Here is a 23,216-nt window from a genome sequence, read left to right as displayed (position 1 = left end):
TGTACTTCCTGTTTTGATTTAGTTGGCAATTTTAGGTAGCAAACATGCAGACCCCGCACATTCTTATCGTCGAAGACGAATTAGTAACACGCAATACGTTAAAGAGCATTTTTGAAGCAGAAGGTTATGATGTTTTTGAAGCGACAGATGGCGCCGAAATGCATCAGATTCTTTCCGATAATGACATCAACCTGGTCATTATGGATATTAACTTACCAGGCAAAAATGGCCTGCTGCTGGCACGTGAATTGCGTGAGCAAGCCAACGTCGCATTGATGTTCCTGACTGGCCGCGACAACGAAGTGGATAAAATTCTTGGCCTTGAAATCGGCGCAGATGATTACATCACTAAGCCATTCAACCCACGCGAATTAACCATCCGTGCGCGTAACTTGTTGTCTCGTACTATGAACCTGGGTGCTATCAGCGAAGAGCGTCGTTCCGTTGAAAGCTACAAGTTCAATGGTTGGGAACTGGATATCAACAGCCGTTCATTGGTTAGCCCAAATGGCGAGCAGTATAAGTTGCCGCGTAGCGAATTCCGCGCGATGCTGCACTTCTGTGAAAACCCTGGGAAAATTCAGTCTCGTGCTGAATTGCTGAAAAAGATGACAGGCCGTGAGCTGAAACCACACGACCGTACCGTTGACGTCACTATTCGTCGTATTCGTAAGCACTTCGAGTCGACCCCAGATACACCTGAAATCATCGCCACGATCCACGGCGAAGGTTATCGCTTCTGCGGCGATTTACAGGAATAAACCTGTAATCAAACATGATTTGAAAGGGCGGATTTTTAATCCGCCCTTTTCTTTTGCCCCAGCTAACCTTCTATTTCCACAATCTGAAGCGATCTGAGTCTTGCTGCTTGTCATCTACAGCCGGTGTTTGGGCTTTATTCCCCATGCGATACCAGTCGATATTTCGGGTCAGCAGCATGACGGCTGATAGCGAGGCAAAAAGAACCCCCGTGCCCAGCAGCAACGCACTATCTTCTGACTGAAGGAGCTGCCACAGCACCGCATCCAGTATTAATAACCCCGCAGTAAACACCGCACTCGCCTTCCAACTTTGCAGCACCGCTTTCAGATAGAAGCCATTAATCCCGGCACACACCAGACTCGCCAACAGCCAGGCGCGGTTAAATCCGATGTGTTCTGACACCGCCAGCAGAACGAGATAGAACATCACTAGCGACAGCCCGACCAGCAAATATTGCATCGGGTGAACACGTATCCCGGTAAGAGTTTCCATCAAGAAGAAGCTCATAAACGTCAGACCAATCAGCAAGATGGCATATTTTACGGCGCGATCGGTCAGCTGATACTGGTCGACAGGATTCGCTACCGTGACACTAAATGCCGGAAGACGATTTACATCAACGAGCTGGGCATCACTAAAACTGGCATTAAGATTGTTGGCAAACCATGTGCTTTGCCAGTTGGCGGTAAAGCCATTTTCCGTCACGGTGCGCTGCTGCGGCAGAAAATCGCCCATAAAATTAGGATGCGGCCAGTTACTGGTTAAGCTGAACTGGCTGTTACGTCCAATCGGCACGACAGCGAGTTGTTTCGTTCCCATCAAGTCCAGATTAAAACGAAGTGTCAGCTTCTCATCCTGAAGACGTTCTGCGGGGAGAATGGCATGTAGCCCCTGTTCAACGCCTGGCAGATTACTGCCGGGTTCAATAGGATAGGATTTGCCGTTGATATTCAGCTCCCCCACTTTCCCGATACCGCGAGAATCCCCTACCGCCAGCACCACATATGGCGTGCCAAACTGGGTATTGTCATCGGTATCGCGATTGAGCAATTGGCGGTTAAACGTGGCATCCACGGTGACCGCCGTACGCCAGATTTGCCCCTTATAAATACCGATATGACGAGGTTCAACGCTCTGCTTTCCCACGATATTCAAGCTTTCCGGCAGGTAATAGCGAATGAAACGGCGCTCTTTTTTCACCTCTTTATTCTCTTCTATCACGGTGGTCAGCTCCGTTACCGGAATGGCGATAAGCGGGCCAGTGAGGGTTTGCGGCCCACTGGCACTTTGACGCAGCGACTGCTCAACATCGTCCCGATAATTGCTACGTTCATTAATCAGCGAATTGAGCATGCTTAACGGAACCAACAGAACCACCATACAACCCAACAGAGTCATCACTTTCCAGAACAACGCAGATTTCAACATAATCCCCTCCATTTTTGATATGGCGAGGATAGCGAGCGTCTGTGGGGGTTAAATGAAGTTATGTGAAGGGACGGTGAAGTGGTGAAATTATTTTCCCGGCAGGACGAGCCTTGCTTGCGCGCCCCCTTCGGGGCGATTTTCCAGAGTAATGGTTCCACGATGCAAACGTGCAACTTCCTGGACAAACGCCAGCCCTAAGCCACTGCTTTTCTGGCCATTACTGCGCGGTAATGAGTAAAAGCGCTCGAACAAACGATCTTGCGCGTAATCCGGGATGCCACTTCCGTTATCTGAAACCACAATGATGGTCTGCCCAGTCTGTTGCTCAACGCTCAAAACAATCTCACCGCCTGGAGGGGTAAAATCGAGAGCGTTATCCAGCAAATTCCCGACTGATTGTTCAAGCAAAGCTGCATCGCCTTCAACGGAAATGCCGGCTGGGATATTTTTATCGATGCGTAACGCTATCTGTTTACTGCTGGCGACGACTTCGCGGCTATCGCATAACGTGGCGAAGAGTACGGGCAGATTGATGGTCTGGGTGGTGATTTCTACACGGCTTTCTAACTTAGCCTGGCGTAATAAATGATCGACCAGTTGCTGCATACGCTGATTTTGCTGAAGAATATTAGCGGAGAATTTCTCTACCACCTCCGGCGGCGGGCCTTCACGCAGAATCTCTGCCGCACCACGAATCGCGGCCATCGGGCTTTTCAGTTCGTGAGTCAAAGCATGAACGTACTGCTCGATGTAGCTTTTGCCTTCGAGTTTCAGCCGCATGCTTTCCAGTGCTAACGCCAGGCGACGTAATTCACTGCTTGCCGGTTTAGGCAGCGGTAAAGGATGTTCCGTTGTGACTGAGTCCGCATAGTGAACCAGCTTGCCGATAGCCCGGTTAATCCATAGCACAAAGCCGAAACCAATCATCAATGCGATGCCCAACAGTGCGACGCCCGCCCATAAAATACGCCGCTCGCTGCGACGGATCACCGGCTCCATTGCACTATTGGGTTTACCGACGCTCAGCACACCAATAATGTTTTGCCCGTCGCGCACGGGAGCGGCCACATACATCACGGTGCTTTCAGGATGGTTTGCGTTAATCGGCGTACTACGTGCACCGTATTTCCCGTGAAGGGTGAGCCACACATCGTTCCAGCGCGAGTAGTCCTGACCTGTGGCGTTGCCGATGGAATCAAACAAGACAATGCCTTTCGCGTCCGTCAGATAGACACGGTATTCATTTTTTGACTTGGTAATACCACTAATATTGGCCTGGAAATGATGCTGATTGAGTCGCGAAAATGCCTGTGCGAGCTGCCCATTTTGCGCATTGCCCTCAAGCATGTCGGCTCTGGCAAATTCAGCAAGCAGGGTAGCGGTATCAATTAAGGTGCCTTCCGTTGCGCGTCGCACGCCGGGTTTCACCTCTTGCAAAAAGATGGAGAGAACAAACCAGGCCGCAATCGCCACTATCAAAAAATAGCCCAGCAACAGACGCATTCCGATGCGCATTAACTCACTCCAAGGCTGTAGCCTAAGCCACGATGGGTGTTGATTGGTGACAGATCGGGGTTGATTGTACGCAGTTTGGCGCGCAAGGTTTTGATATGCGTATCCACCGTTCGATCAAAACTCTCCTCGGCTGAACTCCACACCAAATCCATCAGTTGTTGGCGGGAAAATACGCGTCCTGGCCACTGCAAAAAAGTCTTCAGTAACAAGTATTCATAGCGCGTCAGCAGTAAAGGCTGCTGACACCATGAGATTTGCGCCGCCATTTCATTAAATTCAAACAGGCCAATCCGCTGCACATTTCCCACCAGCCCTTGCCGTTGTTTTTGCAACCGACGCAGCACGGTTCGAACTCTCGCACACACTTCACGAGGTGAAAACGGCTTGGCGATGTAATCATCTGCGCCGATCTCAAGGCCGATCAACCGATCGACCTCTTCACTGCGCGCAGTAAGAAACAGCAACGGAAGTTCCGGATAATCAGTGAGTAAGCGGCGACAGAGCTCGAAGCCATTAATATCTGGCAAGCCGACATCCAGAATAGCCAGATCTGGACGTTCTTCGCGCGCCGCATCCAGCACAGGCAAGCCGCGATTGAAGGCGCGCACGGTGAACCCTTCCTGCTGCAACGTATAGACCAACGTATCAGCAATAGTGGTTTCATCTTCAACCAACCAGATAGTGGCCTGGCTCATTACATACTCCCTGTTATTTCCACGGCATAATCGGCACGGCGCTTACCGCATTTTTAGGCGAGCCTTCGACCACTTTGTCTGAATAAGCCAGATAGGCCAGGGTGTTACGTTTCGCATCATAAAAACGCACGACCTGAAGCTTTTTGAAGACCAAAGAAGTCCGTTTCTGGAACACCACATCACCCTGCGCTTTCCCGGCTTTAATCTTCTCGCTTAACTCGACCGGCCCAATTTGTTGGCAGGAAATAGCCGCATCAGAGGTATCTTCTGCAAGACCCAACCCACCTTTAATGCCGCCGGTTTTCGCGCGACTGACATAGCACGTCACGTTATTTACATCCGGGTCATCAAACGCTTCGACAACAATTTTGTGGTCCGGGCCAACCATCTTAAAAACGGTGTCCACTGAGCCGATTTGTTCGGCTTTGGCGCACAGCGAAACAAGCAGTAATGAACTTAGCGCAGCTAAAACTTTATATTTCATATTGTTACCATTGGTTAAGATTACCTTTAGGGACTATTAACTCTTCGTGCTAAAAAATCGTTTAATATCACGTTATTAATAAAATTGTCGGAATGAGTAACTGATTTTGGCACGTCTTGTTAAAAAAAACTCTGAATGTCAAAACTACAAAAAGTGCTATCATCGCCGACATTAACGGCACTCACCGTGTCAGGATGAGGATATTATATGGATCAGGCAGGGATCATTCGCGATCTATTAACCTGGCTAGAAGGCCATTTGGATCAACCTCTGTCACTGGATAATGTGGCGGCTAAAGCTGGTTATTCCAAGTGGCATCTACAACGGATGTTTAAAGAGGTAACCGGTCATGCCATTGGTGCATACATCCGGGCTCGCCGGCTTTCGAAATCTGCTGTGGCGCTGCGTCTGACTGCGCGACCTATTCTTGATATTGCCTTGCAGTATCGTTTTGATTCGCAACAAACTTTTACTCGTGCCTTTAAAAAGCAGTTTGCTCAAACGCCTGCACTGTATCGCCGATCTCCAGACTGGAGCGCATTTGGTATGCGTCCACCGCTGCGTTTAGATGCGTTTACGCTTCCGCTAGCACAATTTATCACGCTGCCCGAAACCCATCTGGTCGGTGTCACACAAAGTTACAGCTGTACGCTTGAGCAAATCTCTGATTTCCGTAATGAAATGCGTATCCAGTTCTGGACACAATTCCTCGGCAATTCCCCGACTTTGCCACGGGTGTTGTACGGCTTGCATGAGCCTCGCCCAAGCATTGAGAAAGATGACGAACAAGAAGTGTTTTACACCACTGCGCTGACGCCAGAAATGGCGAACGGGTTCTTACCAGACTCTCATCCGGTCAGGTTGGAAGGCGGTGATTATGTGCAGTTCGACTACGAAGGTCCGGGCACAGGTTTGCAGGAGTTTATCCTGACGATTTACGGCACTTGCATGCCATCGCTGAATCTGACACGTCGTAAAGGCCATGATATTGAACGCTTCTTCCCACAAGAAGAAGCGCGTGTTCAAGACCGACCAATGCAAATCAGATGTGAATATCTGATCCCAGTACGTCGTTAACCCCCTATACAATACCCTTTAGCATTCGAGTTGCAGGTAGACGGTAAGGGAACTTATCCCCAGGAGCTTACTTGAGTAAGTGACTGGGGTAAGTGAGTGCAGCCAACACCCCTGCAGCTTGAAGGATGATGGGTATACGTCGTTAACGCTGCAATTCGTCTAACGCAGGGGCGTCCAGATGCGAGATGTCCCCTGCCGTTTCAACCACCCAGCCGGAAGCTAACCACGGGCTTTGCTGGTGATCAACACGGGAAATCGAACAGTTTCTTAAACGTAAGCGACGTTCAGCCCAGGCCGGTAATCCCAGAATCGTACTCACCAGGCAACCTAAAGCCATACCATGGCTGACCAGTAATGGACGGCTTCCAGACGGTAAATCCAGGCAGGCATTCAGCGCCGCGTGCATACGCTCGCTCATTTCCAGCATGCTTTCTCCTTCAGGAATGCGTCCATCAGCGGTGCCATTCACCAGTTGTCGACGCCAGCCTTCCTCCTCTTCGTTGAGGGTGTCCAGATTGCGGCGTTCTAACACGCCCATATCCAGCTCACGCAAACGCGCATCCAGCGTCACATCTACGCCACATGCCAGCGCGATGATCTCAGCGGTGCGGCGGGTACGCCCCAAATCGCTGGAGATCACGTGCGTAATATCTAACGTTTTGACACGCTCAGCCACCTGCTCGGCCTGACGTTCCCCTTTTTCAGTCAGCGCACTGTCTGACTGGCCCTGAATGCGACGTTCTGCATTCCACTGCGTTTCGCCGTGGCGAACAAGGTATACCTGTAACATGCGTTTTTTCCGTTATACTGCGGCAACAATTTCTTGAGAGTTTCACTGATTATGTACCATGTCGTCTGCTCGACAACCAATCCAGCTAAAATTCAGGCAATTCACCAGGCTTTCGACGACATCTATGGTGAGGGATGCTGCCATATTGAACCTGTCTCCGTCGATAGTGGTGTGCCGGAACAGCCCTTTGGAAACCATGAAACGCGAACTGGCGCACGATGCCGGGTGATGAATGCCCGTCAGGTTCGTCCAGAAGCAGATTTTTGGGTGGCGGTTGAAGCAGGGATTGATGATGACAGTACATTTAGCTGGGTAGTCATTGAAAACCAGAGTCAGCGTGGTGAAGCCCGTTCAGCCACTCTCCCGCTACCCGCAATTATTCTGGAAAAAGTACGCGCTGGAGAAGCGTTAGGGCCTGTGATGTCGGCCTATACCGGTATTGATGAAATTGGCCGTAAAGAGGGTGCGATCGGGGTGTTTACCGCCGGGAAGCTAACTCGCAGTAGCGTTTACCACCAGGCGATTATTTTGGCGCTCAGTCCATTTCATAACGACGTTTATCTTTAGTTTTTGCCGCCTAACAATTCTTGCTCCAGCCAGGCACGTAATGCTGGGGGAGCAGATTTCAGGCTATTTGACCCACGCGTAATCGTCGCAATCCCCGCACCTAATTCATTTTTAAGTTCACGCTGGCTCATCTCACCACGTAATAACTCTTCTACAATGCGGACGCGAGTCCCGAGGGCGGTACGTTCGTCTGGTGTCAGCAGCAACATCAACAGCGGCATATGCAACTGCTTATCGAACGATTGCTGTAGCAACTCCACAAAGCGGAGCCACTCTTGATTGCTTTGCTCGGCATGCTCTGCCGAGTATTGAGAGTGCTGAGTCATGTTGCCGCCATACTATTCAACTAGTACGACAGCATAACATATCCCCGTCATCCTTCAAGCCGCAGGGGCGTTGGCTTCGCTCGCTTACCCCAGTCACTTACTAAAGTAAGCTCCTGGGGATAACCTCTCTTGCCGCCTGCCTGCAACTCGAATACGAATGGGGATAGCGCCCTTAAAATCAATAACGGCGTTGCCACTCCGCATCAGTCAGTAGTGGAGCTGATTTACCCATGAAGTATTTGTAGTACGCGTCATAAGCCAGCACGTTTTTCACATATCCGCGCGTTTCCGAGAAAGGAATACTCTCGACAAACGCCACTGCGTCAATGCGTCCAGCGCTATTACCAAGCCAGGTTCTGACTCGTCCAGGTCCGGCATTGTAGGCAGCAGAAGCGAAAATACGGTTATTTTCAAATTGCTGAGAAACGTACTGTAAGTAACTGGTACCAATGTTGATATTGGTTTCCGGATCTAACAATTGGTTAGTACTGGTGTAGCCCGGAATATTAAACATCTTCACGGTATGCGTTGCGGTTCCCGGCATGATTTGCATTAACCCGCTGGCACCCACAGGCGATCGCACTTTCGGGTTCCAGGCGCTTTCCTGACGTGCAATCGCCATGGCATAGCTTTGAGAGATATCTTTGTCGCTCACATAGCGGGAGAAAATGTCTTTGTAAGCCAGCGGGAAGCGTTCCTCCAGATGATCCCAGAGTTTACCGGCGATCGTCGCCTGCACGCTGAGATCCCACCAGTTTTGATCAAATGCGTAACGCGCTAATCCTTCCTGCTCAGGTTTGCTGCGACTGGTGATCAAGTTCGCCCATTCGCTTCGCGCAGTGTTATCCAGGTTCCAGTACATCAGCTCGCGAACTCGCGCCATTTCAGGCCCCTGTACCAATGCCGGATTCACCGCAACCGCTTTATCGACACGCAACGGATACTCTTCCCCTAAACGCTGAGCGGCCACCATCGGATAGAATCCACGTTGCTGCATTAGCGAGCTGAGGATCTCTTTTGCTTCGTCATTACGGCCACGTTCAAGCAACAAATCCGCCTGCCAGTAACGCCATTCATCTTTCTCTTTGGCTTCCATTGGCAAACGCGCAAGCCAGGTATTCAGACCGGTACGATCACCATTTCCCAACGCCATACGCACACGCCGTTCCACCAGACTTGTCGACTCCGAACGCATGATTGCATCGTCGCGCCAGGCAGCCTGGTCTGTCGTGACATCATTCCCCATTAAACGCCAGGCGACGGTGTCTCTGAGCTCTTGCGCCTGAGCGTCGTTAAGCTGCTGCGCCTGAACAAGTGACGGGATCATCATGCGAGCATTTTCTACATCATCACGTGCAACACGTGTAAACGCGACCGCCGCTGCCTGACGGGTAAAGTCTGTGGCACCAACAGTGCGGGCAAACGACAGCACTGTATTCGGGTCATTTTGCAGGCTTATCAGCGCGTTAGAAATAGTCTGGTATTCCACAGGCATTTGGCTTGCGAGATTCGTCACCAGCGAAGTATTGCCTTCTTTCATCCCCAGACGAATGCGTTCCAGATAAGCTAAAGGATCTTGTGTACCTGAAGAGCGCCATGCGGAGAACAGACGATCGCAGCTCGAAGGCAGATTTTTCCCGGTTAACCAGAGATCTTTCGCCCCTGCCCACGCGGCATCCGTCTGCCCGGTATTCCATTTTGCGTAGTAATAGTTGCATTTAGATTCAGTGGTGCCCGGTTGTTCCGGGCTAAATGACAGCAAGCCACGCCAGTCTTCACGACGTGCCAGTTCATTCACGAAGCGGGATTTCAGCGTACGCGCTGGAGGCAGTGTTGGGTTGGCTTCGATAAAGCGACTGACGACGAGCGTTGGCTCATTCATTAAGTCATCAGTAATCTGGCGATACTCGAGATAGGGATACAGCGGATAATCTTGCAAGGTGGGCATTATTCGCGCCACCACATCCATTTGCTTGTTATCCCACGCTTGTTTGATTTGCGCATATCTGCTGCGTTGCTCATCGAGCGAATCCGCGCGAACTGCATGAGTTAATGCCGTAAGGCCTACAACTGCTACCAGCAATTGCCCCACGACTTGTTTGGCTTTCCCCACAAGTTCTCCTCACATGTTCACGGGCAGCATCATGCCGCCATTAATTACTTCATGCTAACCCTGGTATTGCAGTTTCGCCACGCCAGAGGGCGTTATTTTGTCTATAAAAGCGTTAAGGCTGTTTCGGGTAACACATCCCACTTCCCCTGCTGGGATTAACTGCCGAAAACGGCTACACTTCGCCACTGATATGTACCATCTTACATCACGAAAAAGAGGCGAAGTCGCACTGTGGCTCAATTCGTTTATACCATGCATCGTGTCGGCAAAGTTGTTCCGCCGAAACGTCATATTCTGAAAAATATCTCCCTCAGTTTCTTCCCTGGCGCCAAGATTGGCGTACTGGGTCTCAACGGTTCCGGTAAATCCACGCTGCTGCGCATTATGGCCGGCATTGATACCGACATCGAAGGCGAAGCTCGTCCACAACCTGGACTGAAAATCGGCTATCTGCCGCAAGAACCGCAACTCAACCTGGAACATACCGTTCGTGAATCGGTTGAAGAAGCCGTGGCTGAAGTGGTTAATGCCCTGAAAGGCCTCGACGAAGTCTATGCTAAATATGCTGAGCCGGACGCTGACTTCGACAAACTGGCTGCCCAACAGGGCAAGTTTGAAGAAATCATTCAGGCGCACGACGGCCATAACCTGAACGTGCAACTGGAGCGTGCTGCTGATGCGCTGCGTCTGCCAGACTGGGATGCGAAAATCGCTAACCTGTCAGGTGGTGAGCGTCGCCGTGTGGCACTTTGCCGCCTGCTGCTCGAAAAACCTGACATGCTACTGCTCGACGAACCAACGAACCACCTGGATGCTGAATCCGTGGCATGGCTCGAGCGCTTCCTGCACGACTTCGAAGGCACCGTTGTGGCAATTACCCACGACCGTTACTTCCTCGACAACGTTGCGGGCTGGATCCTGGAACTTGACCGCGGTGAAGGTATTCCGTGGGAAGGTAACTACTCTTCCTGGCTTGAGCAAAAAGATGCTCGTCTGGCTCAGGAAGCCTCAACGGAAGCGGCTCGCCGTAAATCCATTGAGAAGGAACTGGAGTGGGTTCGTCAGGGCGCTAAAGGCCGCCAGTCTAAAGGCAAGGCTCGTCTGGCTCGCTTTGAAGAACTGAACAACACCGAATACCAGAAACGTAACGAAACCAACGAACTGTTTATTCCACCAGGTGCACGTCTGGGCGATAAAGTTGTTGAAGTAACCAATCTGCGTAAATCCTACGGCGATCGCCTGCTGATTGAGGACCTGTCCTTCTCCGTACCGAAAGGCGCGATTGTGGGTATCATTGGTCCGAACGGCGCGGGTAAATCAACGCTGTTCCGTATGATGTCCGGTCAGGAACAACCTGATAGCGGCACCATTGAGCTGGGCGAAACCGTGAAACTGGCTTCCGTCGATCAGTTCCGTGACGCGATGGATAACAGCAAAACCGTGTGGGAAGAAGTTTCCGGCGGCCAGGATATTATGCGTGTCGGTAACACCGAAATGCCAAGCCGCGCTTACGTTGGCCGCTTTAACTTTAAAGGCGTTGACCAGGGTAAACGTGTTGGTGAGCTGTCCGGTGGTGAACGTGGCCGTCTGCACCTGGCGAAACTGCTGCAAGTTGGCGGTAACGTATTGCTGCTCGATGAACCAACCAACGACCTGGATATCGAAACCCTGCGCGCGTTAGAAAACGCCCTGTTGGAATTCCCAGGCTGTGCAATGGTTATCTCGCACGACCGTTGGTTCCTTGACCGTATCGCCACGCACATTCTGGATTATCAGGATGAAGGCAAAGTGGAGTTCTTTGAAGGTAACTTTACGGAGTACGAAGAGTACAAGAAACGCACCCTGGGTGCGGATGCGCTGGAACCTAAGCGTATCAAGTACAAGCGCGTAACGAAGTAGTTGTTGTAAAGCCCTCACCCTAACCCTCTCCCCCAGGAGAGGGAACCGCCCGGTTAACGCCCTCCCCCTCAGGGAGAGGGCCGGGGTGAGGGTTGTTTTACTGGCGCTCGCCAATCAAGCCCTTCACCAAATCCACACAGCGCAAGAAGCGGGAATCGTAGTCAGACTCCTCCACATGCACATAGCTGATGTTGTTTTCATCAAGCATCGACACCAACAGATTCTGGAATGATTTCCGGTCTGTATCGCTTCCAAGGCTACGTAAACCATCCGCCACCCACGGCGTATTGTTCTCCAGCAAAATCACCAGATCAAAACGGTATTCGTCGATCAACGCCTGCACGAACGGGTGTTCACGCCCCTCATACTTTTTGCAAAACGCCTGAGTAGTCACAAAATCGGTGTCGATAAACGCCACTTTATTAGCATATTTCACTGCAAAATCAACGTACTGAGCATGGCCAATAGCAATCTTATCGTAGTCAGAATATTGCAGCGCCATCTCATCACCGCCCAGGTGCGAGAAGACGTAATCACGACCGTATTCCCAGGCGCTGGTGGTATTAAAAATGTTGGCGAGCTTATTCACCATCCACGACTTACCGCTCGATTCGCCGCCGAGAATAGCGACGGTTCGGACGAAGAACGGTTTTACTTCCGTTGGAATGTATTCCCAGTAGCGGAACGGGTTTTCGCGGATCTGCCCACCGCTGATATTCATGAACGTGCGCTTCGGATCGATCAGCACCGTTTCAATACCCAGCTGTTCGATAAAGCGCGGCGCATCACTTTCTTCGGAAGTGTAAATACAGTCGGGGTTGATACCTTTGCTTTCCATGAAAGCTTTGATCCCGCGGCTCCAGACATCCCAACCGTGCGGATACGGCTCCATCCCTTCTTCGTTAAACGAATGAATGCGGATGTTTTTCTGATATTTGAAGGTCTGTAGCAGCCAGCGCAGACGGTCACCGGTTGTCGGTTGCTGGGACATAGCGCTGTCTTCAAACAACAAACGGTCGCGGGTTTCGTCATAGCCCATGATGATATGAAGCTCATCAACCTGGCTTGCAGCCCGCTGAATCAAATAGATGTGGCCGGTATGTAGTGGATAAAACTTGCCGAACACGACGCCGATTTTTTTCTCGCGACGGGGAAATTCCAGCCCGAGAAAACGGTGTAATGCTTCCAGTTTCTGTGCACTTGGACTTTTGATTTTGGCATTCAGTAACTGGCTAAGATAACCCTTGGTCATACCGCAGGCTTCTGCAACTTGCTGCAGAGTCACGCTCTGCTGACGAATAGCGGTCTTCAGGTACTCAAAAGACGACATGTTGCCTGCCTCCTGCAAAATTGGGCGATTATTCAATTATAAGTCTTGTAAGTCGTCAAACACTGAGAGTGCATCAGCCAATTTTTTCACACCGAAGACCTGCATCCCTTCCGGTAGTTTTTTCGGCACGTTCGCCTGTGGCACAATGGCACGTTTAAATCCGTGTTTTGCCGCTTCAGAAATACGTTCCTGGCCGCTTGGCACTGGACGAATCTCACCCGCCAGTCCGACTTCACCAAACACCACTAAATCTTGTGGCAATGCACGGTTGCGCAGGCTGGAAACCATCGCCAGCAGTAATGCCAGGTCAGCACTGGTTTCGGTGACTTTCACACCGCCCACCACATTAACAAACACATCCTGGTCGGCCATTTGCAGGCCACCGTGACGGTGCAAAACAGCCAGCAAAATAGCCAGGCGATTTTGTTCAAGCCCTACCGCGACACGGCGCGGATTGGACATCATGGATTGGTCCACCAGCGCCTGAATCTCAACCAGCAATGGGCGCGTACCTTCCCACACCACCATCACCGAACTACCGGGAGTGACTTCATCGCCGCGACTCAGGAAGATGGCAGAAGGATTGCTCACTTCGCGCAGACCTTGCTCCGTCATGGCGAACACGCCCAGCTCATTCACCGCGCCAAAGCGGTTTTTGTGGCTGCGCAGAGTACGGAAACGGGAATCGGCATCACCATCGAGCATCACCGAGCAGTCGATACAGTGCTCAAGGACTTTTGGCCCGGCAAGCGAACCGTCTTTGGTTACGTGACCGACCATGATAATCGCCACACCACGCGTTTTGGCAAAACGCGTCAGGTAAGCGGCAGATTCACGCACCTGCGCCACGCTGCCCGGCGACGACTGAACATCAGCCATGTGCATAACCTGGATGGAGTCGATAACCATCAGTTTTGGCGCTTCTTCTTCGGCAATCATGCAGATTTGCTCGATGCCAGTTTCCGAAAGCATATTGAGGTTATTGGTCGGCAGCCCCAGACGGTGAGCACGCATCGCCACTTGTTGCAGCGACTCTTCGCCTGTGACGTACAACGTTTTCATCTGTTCGCTGAGTTTGCACAGGGTTTGCAGCAGTAGCGTCGATTTACCGGCACCAGGGTTACCACCAATCAAAATGGCACTACCCGGCACCACACCGCCACCCAACACACGGTCAAACTCTTTAAAACCGGTAGAGAAACGCGGCAGTTCTTCAAGGCTAATATCAGAAAGTTTTTGGACTTTACTGACGCCCGCACTGCCGGCATATCCTGACAAACGCTCGTTACGCGCAAACGTCGGAGAGGCGGCAATGCGCACCTCTGTGATCGTATTCCATGCATGGCAGGCACTGCATTGCCCCTGCCAGCGAGGATAGTCTGCACCGCACTCATTGCAGACAAATGCACGTTTTGGAGCTTTCGCCATTAGCGTTCTTCCTGGATAAGACTACCGGACAGAATGCAGAATACGCCCATCAAATCAGCATGACGAATGGTGACTTCGGTTTTCTCATTCACTTTAGGTTTCGCGTGGAAAGCAATCCCCAGACCAGCCGATTGAATCATCGGTAAGTCATTCGCCCCATCGCCAATGGCGACGGTTTGCGCGACCGGAATTTCATATTTATCGGCCAGACGCATCAACGTTTCGGCTTTGAATTTTGCATCAACAATTTGACCGGTGACTTCGCCCGTCAGCTTGCCGTCGCAGATTTCCAGTTCATTGGCGACGACCGCATCCAGATGCAGTTTGTCGCGTAAATACTCGGCAAAGAAGGTGAAACCACCGGAAGCAATCGCGACTTTCCAGCCCAGTGATTCGAGTTTTAGCACCAACGACGTCAGCCCTGGCATTAACGGCAGTTCATCACGAACCTTGCGCAGAATAGTGGCATCCGCACCTTTGAGCGTGCCAACGCGTTGTTTCAGGCTCGCAGCAAAGTCCAGCTCGCCACGCATCGCACGTTCGGTAACTTCGGCCACCATTTCGCCAGTGCCAGCAAGTTTCGCGATTTCGTCGATACATTCGATTTGGATGGCGGTGGAGTCCATGTCCATGACCAGCAAACCTGGGGTACGCAAATGCGGGATTTTACCCAGTGGGGCGACATCCAGGCCGGCGTCATGGGCAAGTTTTGTCGCGCGTGGCGTTAATGAACCGGCCAGGCGAATCACCTGATAGTCTTCAACACACCATGCGGTCACGATAACCATTGCTGCGCCCAGCTTACGTTGGTAGCGATTCAGGCACGCTTTATCCAGATTCCGACCATACAGCAGCCAGCCACTGCGGCCAGCACGGTAATCGAGTGGCATAACTTCATCACCACTTAACGATAGCGGCAAACCAGGCCAGAGAGATACGTCGGTCGGCAAGTCGCACCAGGTCAGACTATTTGGCATCACAGCTCCAGAATAAAGATAAAGGCCAGAGTATACCGATTAGCCTTCGAGTTGCCGGGGTGTTGGCTGCAGCTTGAAGGATGATGGGTATAAAACAACGCATGAGGCTACCTTGTCAGCACAGCTTCTGGCAACATTAAACTGTGCAGTAAAACCGGCAATTTTTCTAAGGTGCATTATGGCTCGGGCAAAAATGAAATTTAGGCTGCATCGTGCAGTGATTGTGCTTATCTGCCTCGCACTTTTAGTCGCGCTGATGCAGGGCGCATCGTGGTTTAGCCAGGGGCATCAGCAAGCCCGAAACGTACAACTTGAAGAACTGGCAAGAACACTGGCGCGCCAGGTGAGCTATAACCTGATTCCGCTGATGAAATCTGAAAATCCCGATGAGAAAAAGATCACAACAGTGCTGAAATTATTGACTGAGGACAGCCGGATCCTGGATGCCAGTGTTTATGACAGTGGCGGCAGCCTCGTGATACGCGCAGGTGAAGGGATCGAAGTACGTGACCGGCTCGCCCTCGATGGCAAAAAAGCCGGCAGTTATTTTAATCAGCAAATTGTTCAGCCAATTGAAGATAAAGATGGTCCCGTCGGTTACCTGCGGATCACGCTCGATACCCACACGCTGCCCACTGAAGCGAAACAAGTGGATAACACTACGAACATTCTGCGCCTGATGATGTTACTGGCGCTGGCCATTGGCATTGTGCTGGCGCGCACGCTATTGCAGGGCAAACGCACGCGCTGGCAACAGTCTCCTTTCCTTCTGACGGCGAATACCGAAGTTAAAGAAGACGAAGAAGAGCAGAGCGCCAATAAACCCTAAGTAAGAAAGGATTTCTACCATGTCTACATTACGTCTGCTGATTTCAGACTCTTACGATCCCTGGTTCAATCTGGCGGTGGAAGAGTGTATTTTCCGCCAGATGCCAGCCACTCAACGCGTGCTGTTTTTATGGCGCAATGCGGATACGGTGGTTATTGGTCGGGCGCAAAACCCGTGGAAAGAGTGTAATACCCGACGCATGGAAGAAGATAACGTGCGACTGGCCAGACGCAGCAGCGGCGGTGGCGCGGTGTTCCACGATTTAGGCAATACCTGTTTCACGTTTATGGCGGGAAAACCGGAATACGACAAGAGCGTGTCGACGGCCATTGTGGTCAATGCGCTTAACGCTCTGGGCATCAGTGCCAGCGCTTCCGGACGCAACGATCTGGAAGTCGCGACACCTGAAGGGGTGCGTAAAGTTTCGGGCTCAGCGTACAAAGAGACTATGGATCGGGGTTTCCATCATGGCACGTTATTGCTTAACGCAGATTTGAGCCGCCTGGCAAATTATCTGAATCCAGATAAAAAAAAGCTTCAGGCCAAAGGCATAACGTCAGTCCGCGGTCGCGTGGCAAACCTCAGCGATCTGCTGCCGGGCCTGACCCACGATCAAATATGCGATGCGGTGCGCGACTCTTTCTTTGCTTATTACGGTGAGCGTGTCGAGGCGGAACACATCTCCCCAGATGCCCTGCCAGACCTACCTGGTTTTGCAGAAACCTTTGCCCGCCAAAGCAGTTGGGAATGGAATTTCGGCCAGGCACCGGCTTTTAGTCATTTGCTGGATCAGCGTTTTACCTGGGGTGGTGTTGAACTGCATTTTGATGTGGAGAAAGGTCATATCACCCGCACGCAAATATTCACCGACAGCCTGAATCCCGCGCCTCTTGAAGCGCTGGCTGCCCGTTTGCAGGGTTGCCTGTATCGCAGTGAGATGTTGCAACAGCAATGTGAAACGCTGATTGCCGATTTCCCGGAACAAGAAATGGAACTGCGTGAAATGAGCGCGTGGATTGCGCAGACGGTGCGTTAGGCAAGACGTTTCACGCTGGCTTCTACCGCATCCATTTCTGAAGCCATCGCACAACTCAGCTCACGGAAACTTTCGCTAATCCCCTGCTTCTGGCTTGCTTCAAGCCAGAACTGGCGAGCAAAAGGCACCATCTCCAACCACACCTCGCGCGGGACAACGGGATCAATCTGCGGTTTTACCCGTTCCCTGCGCATATTCCCGGCGCTGTTCGGGGCAAAGGCCATGGGTAGCATGTCGTAGACAGGCGCCAGGCGCAGCGGCATATCAGAAAGATAGAACGAAAGATTCCCTGCGTGCATATCGCTGTTGGCTATTAACCGGCCAAACGCCCAGATGCGTTGCGTCAGGCGTAGAGTTGCAGGTTCAACCGACTTTTGGGCGAGTAATTTTTCCATCGTGACGGGCCAATGCTGTGCCCCGCTGGCAAACTCACTCTGCACCGCCTCTAGTGAGACAATTCCTCTGCGGCCCTGCGCGCCAATACAATCAAAACGAATGACTTCAAGGAATGTTTGCCCTTGCGTATTGGTCAGAACTTTTGCCGTCGAGGCGGGGATTCCGGCCTGAGCCAGAATGCTGAGCGCTAAGGCTTCAGCATAAAGTAAATCAGACCAGCGCTGGCTATTCTCGTTTTGTAGCGACGGGGTAAATTTAACGATGACCTGTGCCGGCCCGGTCGTAGTTTGTGCGTAACAGGTAAATTTAGGCTGTTCGCCCCCCGCCGACGATCCGACAATATCACCCGCAAGTGCGTTATTCGCCCGTTCGCTATAGACAGATAATTTATCCGCCTCAGGAATGACTGACGGCAAAGGCGTTTCAAACCAGCGCCGATAGCTTTCCTCGCCAACCAGCCAACCACCAAGGTTTTCCGATACCTGCTGTGACAGCGCCAGTAGAACATCCTCTTCCTGCCACAAGCGAATATCTTCCGGTAACCCCGCTTGCTGCGCTAATTTGCGCCCCCACATTCTTCCCAAAAAACCCTGGGGGCGAAGATCGGTCAAATACCAAGGGATCCCGTCAAACCACTGCGCTGCACCATTATTCAGAATGACCAGACAACTCCCCTGCGGCCAAATGGGATACAACTCGCCGAAGCGCCACGCCTGCCCGACATCATCAATTTGCCACAACGGGAACTGCTGAATCTGACGAACAGGACGCCGCAGAGCGTAGCGAGTTGCTCTGGCGGCGCCCGCTTTAATCACATTGTTCTGAGCATTTACAAGACGTGAAAACGTCGCCTGGCTGACACCCAAACGCTGCCGCAATAAATTTGCAGTTTGTGGCCCGTGGAGTAATAAATCAGTCAGAGCGCTCATGTGAATAGATTCGTGAATAGATACTTGAATAGATTTATAGCGCTATATATTTGAAAGGTAAAGCAGGTATGAAGATTGAGGGAGTTTAAGTGAATAGATACTATGAACAAATAAAGGGTGCCGAAGCACCCTTTTTGAATCTTACTCTTTGTCGCCCAGTAACACAGACTCAAGAGCAATCTTGATCATATCGTTAAAGGTGGTCTGGCGCTCTTCAGCAGTCGTCTGCTCGTGAGTACGGATATGGTCAGACACGGTGCAGATGGTCAGTGCTTTCGCGCCGAATTCTGCTGCCACGCCGTAGATACCCGCAGCTTCCATTTCCACGCCCAGGATGCCGTATTTTTCCATTACGTCAAACATGGTTGGGTCTGGAGTATAGAACAGGTCTGCAGAGAAGATGTTGCCAACGCGAGCGTCAACGCCCAGCGCTTTCGCCGCATCAACCGCGTTACGCACCATGTCGAAGTCAGCGATTGCTGCGAAGTCATGGTCTTTGAAACGCAGACGGTTCACTTTGGAATCGGTGCAAGCACCCATGCCGATAACCACGTCACGCAGTTTCACGTCAGCGCGTACCGCACCGCAAGAACCCACACGGATGATTTTCTTCACGCCGAAATCAGTGATCAGCTCTTTGGTGTAAATGGAGCAGGATGGGATACCCATACCGTGACCCATTACAGAGATTTTGCGGCCTTTGTAAGTACCGGTGAAACCCAACATGCCACGCACGTTGTTAACTTCACGAACGTCTTCGAGGAAAGTTTCTGCAATATGTTTTGCACGCAGCGGATCCCCAGGCATCAAAACGACGTCTGCGAAATCACCCATTTCAGCATTAATATGTGGCGTTGCCATGTTTATATCCTTGTTAAAAGAGGTTCATCACGGGCGGAAAAACTCCGCCCGACAAAATCACAGCATGTTCTTGCCGTAGTCCATCGGGGACGTGCCGAAATAGCTGGCAACCGTCTGGCCGATATCCGCGAAGGTTTCGCGATGGCCCAGAGAACCGGCTTTCACTTTCGGGCCGTACACCAGAACTGGAATGTGTTCACGGGTGTGATCGGTACCTTGCCAGGTTGGGTCACAACCGTGGTCCGCAGTGAGGATCAGAATATCGTCCTCTTTCAGCAGCTCCATCAGCTCTGGCAGGCGACGGTCAAACAATTCCAGCGCAGCAGCATAACCTGCTACGTCGCGACGGTGGCCGTAAGACGAGTCGAAATCAACGAAGTTAGTGAACACGATTGTCTCGTCGCCCGCATCTTTCATCTCTTTGATGGTGGCATCAAACAGCGCATCCAGACCGGTCGCTTTCACTTTTTTGGTGATGCCGACTTCAGCGTAGATATCTGCAATTTTACCGACAGAAACTACCTGACCATTCTTCTCATCAACCAGTTTTTTCAATACGGTTGGCGCAGGTGGTTCAACAGCCAGGTCATGACGGTTACCGGTACGCTGGAAGTTACCCGCTTTATCGCCGATAAACGGACGCGCGATAACACGACCAATGTTGTAGCCACCTTCAGTCAGCTCTTCACGTGCGATTTCGCACAGCTCGTAAAGTTTATCCAGGCCGTAGGTCTCTTCGTGGCACGCAATCTGGAACACGGAGTCAGCGGAGGTATAGAAAATCGGCTTGCCGGTTTTCATATGCTCTTCGCCCAGCTCGTCCAGAATGACTGTACCGGAAGAGTGGCAGTTACCGAGGTAGCCCGGCAGGTTTGCGCGCTCAACCAGTTTATTCAGCAGTTCTTCCGGGAAGCTGTTTTGCGTATCAGAGAAGTAGCCCCAGTCGAATAGCACAGGAACACCGGCGATTTCCCAGTGACCTGACGGGGTATCTTTGCCTGATGACAGCTCATGCGCCCAACCGTATGCACCGATAACTTCTGCATTACCGTCCATACCTGCCGGGATTTTACCGGTAGAACCTTCGGCGGCTTTCACCAGCCCAAGGCGAGTCAGGTTTGGCAGATGCAGTGGCCCTTTACGACCTTTGTCTGCTTCGCCTTTTGCACAAGCCTCTGCAATGTGGCCGAAGGTATCAGAGCCAACATCGCCAAATTTTGCTGCATCTTCTGTTGCGCCGATGCCGAAAGAGTCCAGCACCATAATAAATGCACGTTTCATAATTTCTCCTGCGTCGTTGCGCCTGAAACACCCAGGGGCGTTTCAAAAAGTGATCAGATCAGTATGCCAGCATTTAGCTAATACGGCGATACACGACTGGCGTTTCGACTGGCTTTGTACCGTTAACTTTGATTGCCGCTTTTACTGCGCGGGCTGCTTCCTGCCACTGGTCTTCACTTGCTGCGTGAATCACGGCCAGCGGACGGGAAATCTCAACGCTATCGCCCAGTCGCACCATGTCTGTAAAACCAACGCTGTAGTCCAGGGAGTCGGAAGCCTGACGGCGACCACCACCCATAGCAACCACCGCCATGCCTAATGCACGGGTGTCCATTTCTGAGATAAAACCTGATTTATCGGCATATACGGCTTTGCTCAACACCGCGGTTGGCAGGTACTTCGCATAATTTTCGACGAAGTCTGTCGGGCCTTTTTGTGCCGCGACCATACGTCCAAACACTTCTGCCGCTTTACCGTTATCCAGTACCGCTTGCAGTTTCTGGCGTGCTTCGACGTCATCTTTCGCCAGGTTACCGGAAAGTAACATTTCCACGCAAAGCGCCATGGTGACTTCATGCAGACGCGGGTTAACGTATTCACCGGTCAGGAACTGCACCGCTTCGCGAACTTCAACCGCATTACCCGCGCTGGATGCCAGCACCTGGTTCATGTCGGTCAGCAGCGCCGTGGTTTTCACGCCCGCGCCGTTCGCCACGCCAACAATGGCCTCAGCGAGTAATTCAGAAAGCTCATAAGTCGGCATAAATGCCCCGCTACCGACTTTCACGTCCATCACCAGCGCATCCAGGCCTTCGGCCAGTTTCTTCGCCAGAATAGAAGCGGTAATCAGCGGGATGGAGTCTACAGTCGCGGTAATATCACGCGTGGCGTAGAAACGTTTGTCCGCCGGTGCGAGCGAATTAGTCTGGCCGATAATCGCCACGCCGACATTTTTGATGATGTCGCGAAAACGGTTATCGTCCGGGAAAATATCAAAACCAGGGATCGCTTCGAGTTTATCGAGCGTACCGCCGGTATGGCCTAAACCACGGCCAGAAATCATTGGCACATAACCGCCACATGCCGCCACCATTGGGCCGAGCATTAATGACGTTACATCACCCACGCCGCCCGTTGAGTGTTTATCAACGATTGGGCCGTTCAGATTGAGACTCTTCCAGTCCAGTACGGTTCCTGAATCTCGCATCGCCATGGTCAGTGATACGCGTTCCGGCATAGTCATGTCGTGGAAGAAAATGGTCATTGCCAGCGCGGCAATCTGCCCTTCAGAGATAGTGTTATCCCGAATACCATTGATGAAGAAGCGAATTTCTTCATCACTTAGAGCATGACCATCACGTTTTTTACGAATAATTTCTTGAGCGAGGAACAAGGTAACCCCCTGAGTGGATCAGGTGAAATGCGGCGGGGAAACCGCCGCAAAGGAAGAGATTAGTAGCCGCTAGCGCTTTTGCCATCGCCATGACCCAGAGCTTTTAACAGGCTCGCGAGCAGGCTGGATGCACCAAAACGGTAGTGACGGGAATCAGCCCAGTCAGCACCAAACAGTTCATCAGCGATAGACAGGAACAGAGCGGCGTCTTCAGCAGTACGCACGCCACCCGCTGGTTTGAAACCAACAGTTTTCGCGACATTCATATCACGAATGACTTCCATCATGATGCGCGCGCTTTCTGGCGTTGCGTTGACCGGGACTTTACCGGTAGAAGTTTTGATAAAATCAGCACCGGCTTTGATAGAAATTTCAGACGCTTTACGAATCAGCGCTTCTTCTTTCAGCTCGCCGGTTTCAATGATCACTTTCAGCAGAACGTTCGCCGCTGCACAAGCTTCTTTGCAGGCTTTCACCAGTTCAAAACCCACTTGCTCGTTACCGGCGATCAGCGCACGGTACGGGAACACCACGTCAACTTCGTCTGCACCGTATGCGATAGCCGCACGGGTTTCAGCCAGGGCAATTTCGATATCATCATTGCCGTGTGGGAAGTTAGTCACAGTCGCAATGCGGATATCAGGCGTGCCTTGTGCGTTCAGGGTTTTACGAGCAATAGGGATGAAACGAGGATAGATACAAATCGCCGCAGTATTACCCACCGCTGTTTTGGCCTGATGACAAAGTGCTATCACTTTTTCATTCGTGTCATCGTCGTTCAGGGTAGTCAGGTCCATCAATTTCAGGGCACGCAGACTGCTTGCAGTTAAATCGGTCATAACACTCTCCAACAAAAGATATAGAAGTCTCTGGCTTCGAAACTCAACACGTTGGAGCGGACTTGGTTCCTTGAAGAGCAGAGGCAACACTGGTCACCCTCACGTTGAGATCCATCTCACCGCACATCATATGTAGCAATGTTATAATTATAACATTCACTGCATTGATAATTTTGTGTCTCGCTTCACAAAAGCCAAAGGAGAAATTACATGCTTTGTACAGTATATGTGATTTAACAACGTTAGATAGAGTAAAAACGC

At 51.5% G+C, this 23,216-nt stretch carries 21 protein-coding genes; 6 read left to right on the top strand and 15 right to left on the bottom strand.

Going from position 1 to position 23,216, the window contains the following annotated elements:
- The first annotated feature begins 44 nt into the window (after positions 1-44).
- Entirely contained in the window at positions 45-761 is a 717-nt protein-coding gene (arcA, locus tag WBL83_RS12960; protein WP_034459438.1) for a two-component system response regulator ArcA, read from the top strand.
- A 70-nt stretch (positions 762-831) separates the two neighbouring features.
- Here the strand turns inward: arcA and creD are convergent, their stop codons facing one another.
- From creD to creA, 4 genes are all read right to left on the bottom strand, one after another.
- Positions 832-2,190, bottom strand: coding sequence for a cell envelope integrity protein CreD (gene creD / locus WBL83_RS12955; protein WP_424589535.1), 1,359 nt, complete (start codon positions 2,188-2,190; stop codon positions 832-834).
- Positions 2,191-2,277: 87 nt separating this feature from the next.
- Complete coding sequence (gene creC, locus WBL83_RS12950) at positions 2,278-3,705, bottom strand: two-component system sensor histidine kinase CreC (RefSeq protein WP_424589534.1); 1,428 nt, start codon at positions 3,703-3,705, stop codon at positions 2,278-2,280.
- Complete coding sequence (gene creB, locus WBL83_RS12945; RefSeq protein ID WP_424589533.1) at positions 3,705-4,400, bottom strand: two-component system response regulator CreB; 696 nt, start codon at positions 4,398-4,400, stop codon at positions 3,705-3,707. Before creB ends, creC begins: the two co-directional genes overlap by 1 nt.
- 13 nt (positions 4,401-4,413) lie before the next feature.
- Positions 4,414-4,884 carry a protein CreA gene (creA, locus tag WBL83_RS12940; RefSeq protein ID WP_424589532.1) on the bottom strand — a complete coding sequence of 157 codons (471 nt, stop codon included), beginning with the start codon at positions 4,882-4,884 and terminating at the stop codon, positions 4,414-4,416.
- Positions 4,885-5,091: 207 nt separating this feature from the next.
- Between creA and robA the strand changes: the two genes are divergently transcribed.
- Entirely contained in the window at positions 5,092-5,961 is an 870-nt protein-coding gene (gene robA / locus WBL83_RS12935) for an MDR efflux pump AcrAB transcriptional activator RobA (protein ID WP_424589531.1), read from the top strand.
- 142 nt (positions 5,962-6,103) lie between these two features.
- On the opposite strand, the gene gpmB is transcribed toward robA, so the two are convergent.
- Entirely contained in the window at positions 6,104-6,751 is a 648-nt protein-coding gene (gene gpmB / locus WBL83_RS12930; protein ID WP_424589530.1) for a 2,3-diphosphoglycerate-dependent phosphoglycerate mutase GpmB, read from the bottom strand.
- Between the two features lie 51 nt (positions 6,752-6,802).
- Between gpmB and yjjX the strand changes: the two genes are divergently transcribed.
- Complete coding sequence (gene yjjX / locus WBL83_RS12925; protein WP_424589529.1) at positions 6,803-7,318, top strand: inosine/xanthosine triphosphatase; 516 nt, start codon at positions 6,803-6,805, stop codon at positions 7,316-7,318.
- On the opposite strand, the gene trpR is transcribed toward yjjX, so the two are convergent.
- Positions 7,315-7,644: a trp operon repressor gene (gene trpR, locus WBL83_RS12920; RefSeq protein ID WP_424589528.1), complete on the bottom strand. Its 330-nt coding sequence runs from the start codon at positions 7,642-7,644 to the stop codon at positions 7,315-7,317. The genes yjjX and trpR overlap by 4 nt on opposite strands.
- Before the next feature lie 178 nt (positions 7,645-7,822).
- Entirely contained in the window at positions 7,823-9,757 is a 1,935-nt protein-coding gene (sltY, locus tag WBL83_RS12915; RefSeq protein ID WP_424589527.1) for a murein transglycosylase, read from the bottom strand.
- A gap of 231 nt (positions 9,758-9,988) precedes the next feature.
- On the opposite strand from sltY, the gene ettA reads away from it, so the two are divergent.
- Entirely contained in the window at positions 9,989-11,656 is a 1,668-nt protein-coding gene (gene ettA / locus WBL83_RS12910; RefSeq protein WP_424589526.1) for an energy-dependent translational throttle protein EttA, read from the top strand.
- 97 nt (positions 11,657-11,753) lie between these two features.
- On the opposite strand, the gene nadR is transcribed toward ettA, so the two are convergent.
- From nadR to serB, 3 genes are read right to left on the bottom strand one after another with little or no spacing between them, the layout of a single operon-like run.
- Positions 11,754-12,986 (bottom strand): multifunctional transcriptional regulator/nicotinamide-nucleotide adenylyltransferase/ribosylnicotinamide kinase NadR, encoded by a 1,233-nt coding sequence (gene nadR / locus WBL83_RS12905; RefSeq protein WP_424589525.1) that lies wholly within the window; start codon positions 12,984-12,986, stop codon positions 11,754-11,756.
- 36 nt (positions 12,987-13,022) lie between these two features.
- Complete coding sequence (gene radA, locus WBL83_RS12900; protein ID WP_424589524.1) at positions 13,023-14,414, bottom strand: DNA repair protein RadA; 1,392 nt, start codon at positions 14,412-14,414, stop codon at positions 13,023-13,025.
- Positions 14,414-15,391 carry a phosphoserine phosphatase gene (gene serB, locus WBL83_RS12895; protein WP_424589523.1) on the bottom strand — a complete coding sequence of 326 codons (978 nt, stop codon included), beginning with the start codon at positions 15,389-15,391 and terminating at the stop codon, positions 14,414-14,416. Before serB ends, radA begins: the two co-directional genes overlap by 1 nt.
- Positions 15,392-15,569: 178 nt before the next feature.
- Between serB and WBL83_RS12890 the strand changes: the two genes are divergently transcribed.
- Complete coding sequence (locus WBL83_RS12890) at positions 15,570-16,220, top strand: YtjB family periplasmic protein (RefSeq protein ID WP_424589522.1); 651 nt, start codon at positions 15,570-15,572, stop codon at positions 16,218-16,220.
- A 19-nt stretch (positions 16,221-16,239) separates the two neighbouring features.
- Complete coding sequence (lplA, locus tag WBL83_RS12885; RefSeq protein WP_424589521.1) at positions 16,240-17,256, top strand: lipoate--protein ligase LplA; 1,017 nt, start codon at positions 16,240-16,242, stop codon at positions 17,254-17,256.
- On the opposite strand, the gene yjjJ is transcribed toward lplA, so the two are convergent.
- The 5 genes from yjjJ to deoC form a co-directional block, all read right to left on the bottom strand.
- Positions 17,253-18,581, bottom strand: coding sequence for a type II toxin-antitoxin system HipA family toxin YjjJ (gene yjjJ, locus WBL83_RS12880; protein WP_424589520.1), 1,329 nt, complete (start codon positions 18,579-18,581; stop codon positions 17,253-17,255). The genes lplA and yjjJ overlap by 4 nt on opposite strands.
- A 141-nt stretch (positions 18,582-18,722) precedes the next feature.
- Positions 18,723-19,442 carry a purine-nucleoside phosphorylase gene (gene deoD, locus WBL83_RS12875; RefSeq protein WP_034459469.1) on the bottom strand — a complete coding sequence of 240 codons (720 nt, stop codon included), beginning with the start codon at positions 19,440-19,442 and terminating at the stop codon, positions 18,723-18,725.
- 57 nt (positions 19,443-19,499) lie between these two features.
- Entirely contained in the window at positions 19,500-20,723 is a 1,224-nt protein-coding gene (gene deoB, locus WBL83_RS12870) for a phosphopentomutase (protein ID WP_424589519.1), read from the bottom strand.
- Between the two features lie 73 nt (positions 20,724-20,796).
- Positions 20,797-22,116 (bottom strand): thymidine phosphorylase, encoded by a 1,320-nt coding sequence (gene deoA, locus WBL83_RS12865; RefSeq protein WP_424589518.1) that lies wholly within the window; start codon positions 22,114-22,116, stop codon positions 20,797-20,799.
- A gap of 59 nt (positions 22,117-22,175) precedes the next feature.
- Positions 22,176-22,955: a deoxyribose-phosphate aldolase gene (gene deoC, locus WBL83_RS12860; protein WP_424589517.1), complete on the bottom strand. Its 780-nt coding sequence runs from the start codon at positions 22,953-22,955 to the stop codon at positions 22,176-22,178.
- Positions 22,956-23,216: the final 261 nt, after the last annotated feature.

This window comes from Buttiauxella sp. (genome assembly GCF_049686335.1).
GTDB lineage: Bacteria > Pseudomonadota > Gammaproteobacteria > Enterobacterales > Enterobacteriaceae > Buttiauxella.
This window is presented reverse-complemented; position numbering and strand designations above follow the sequence as displayed.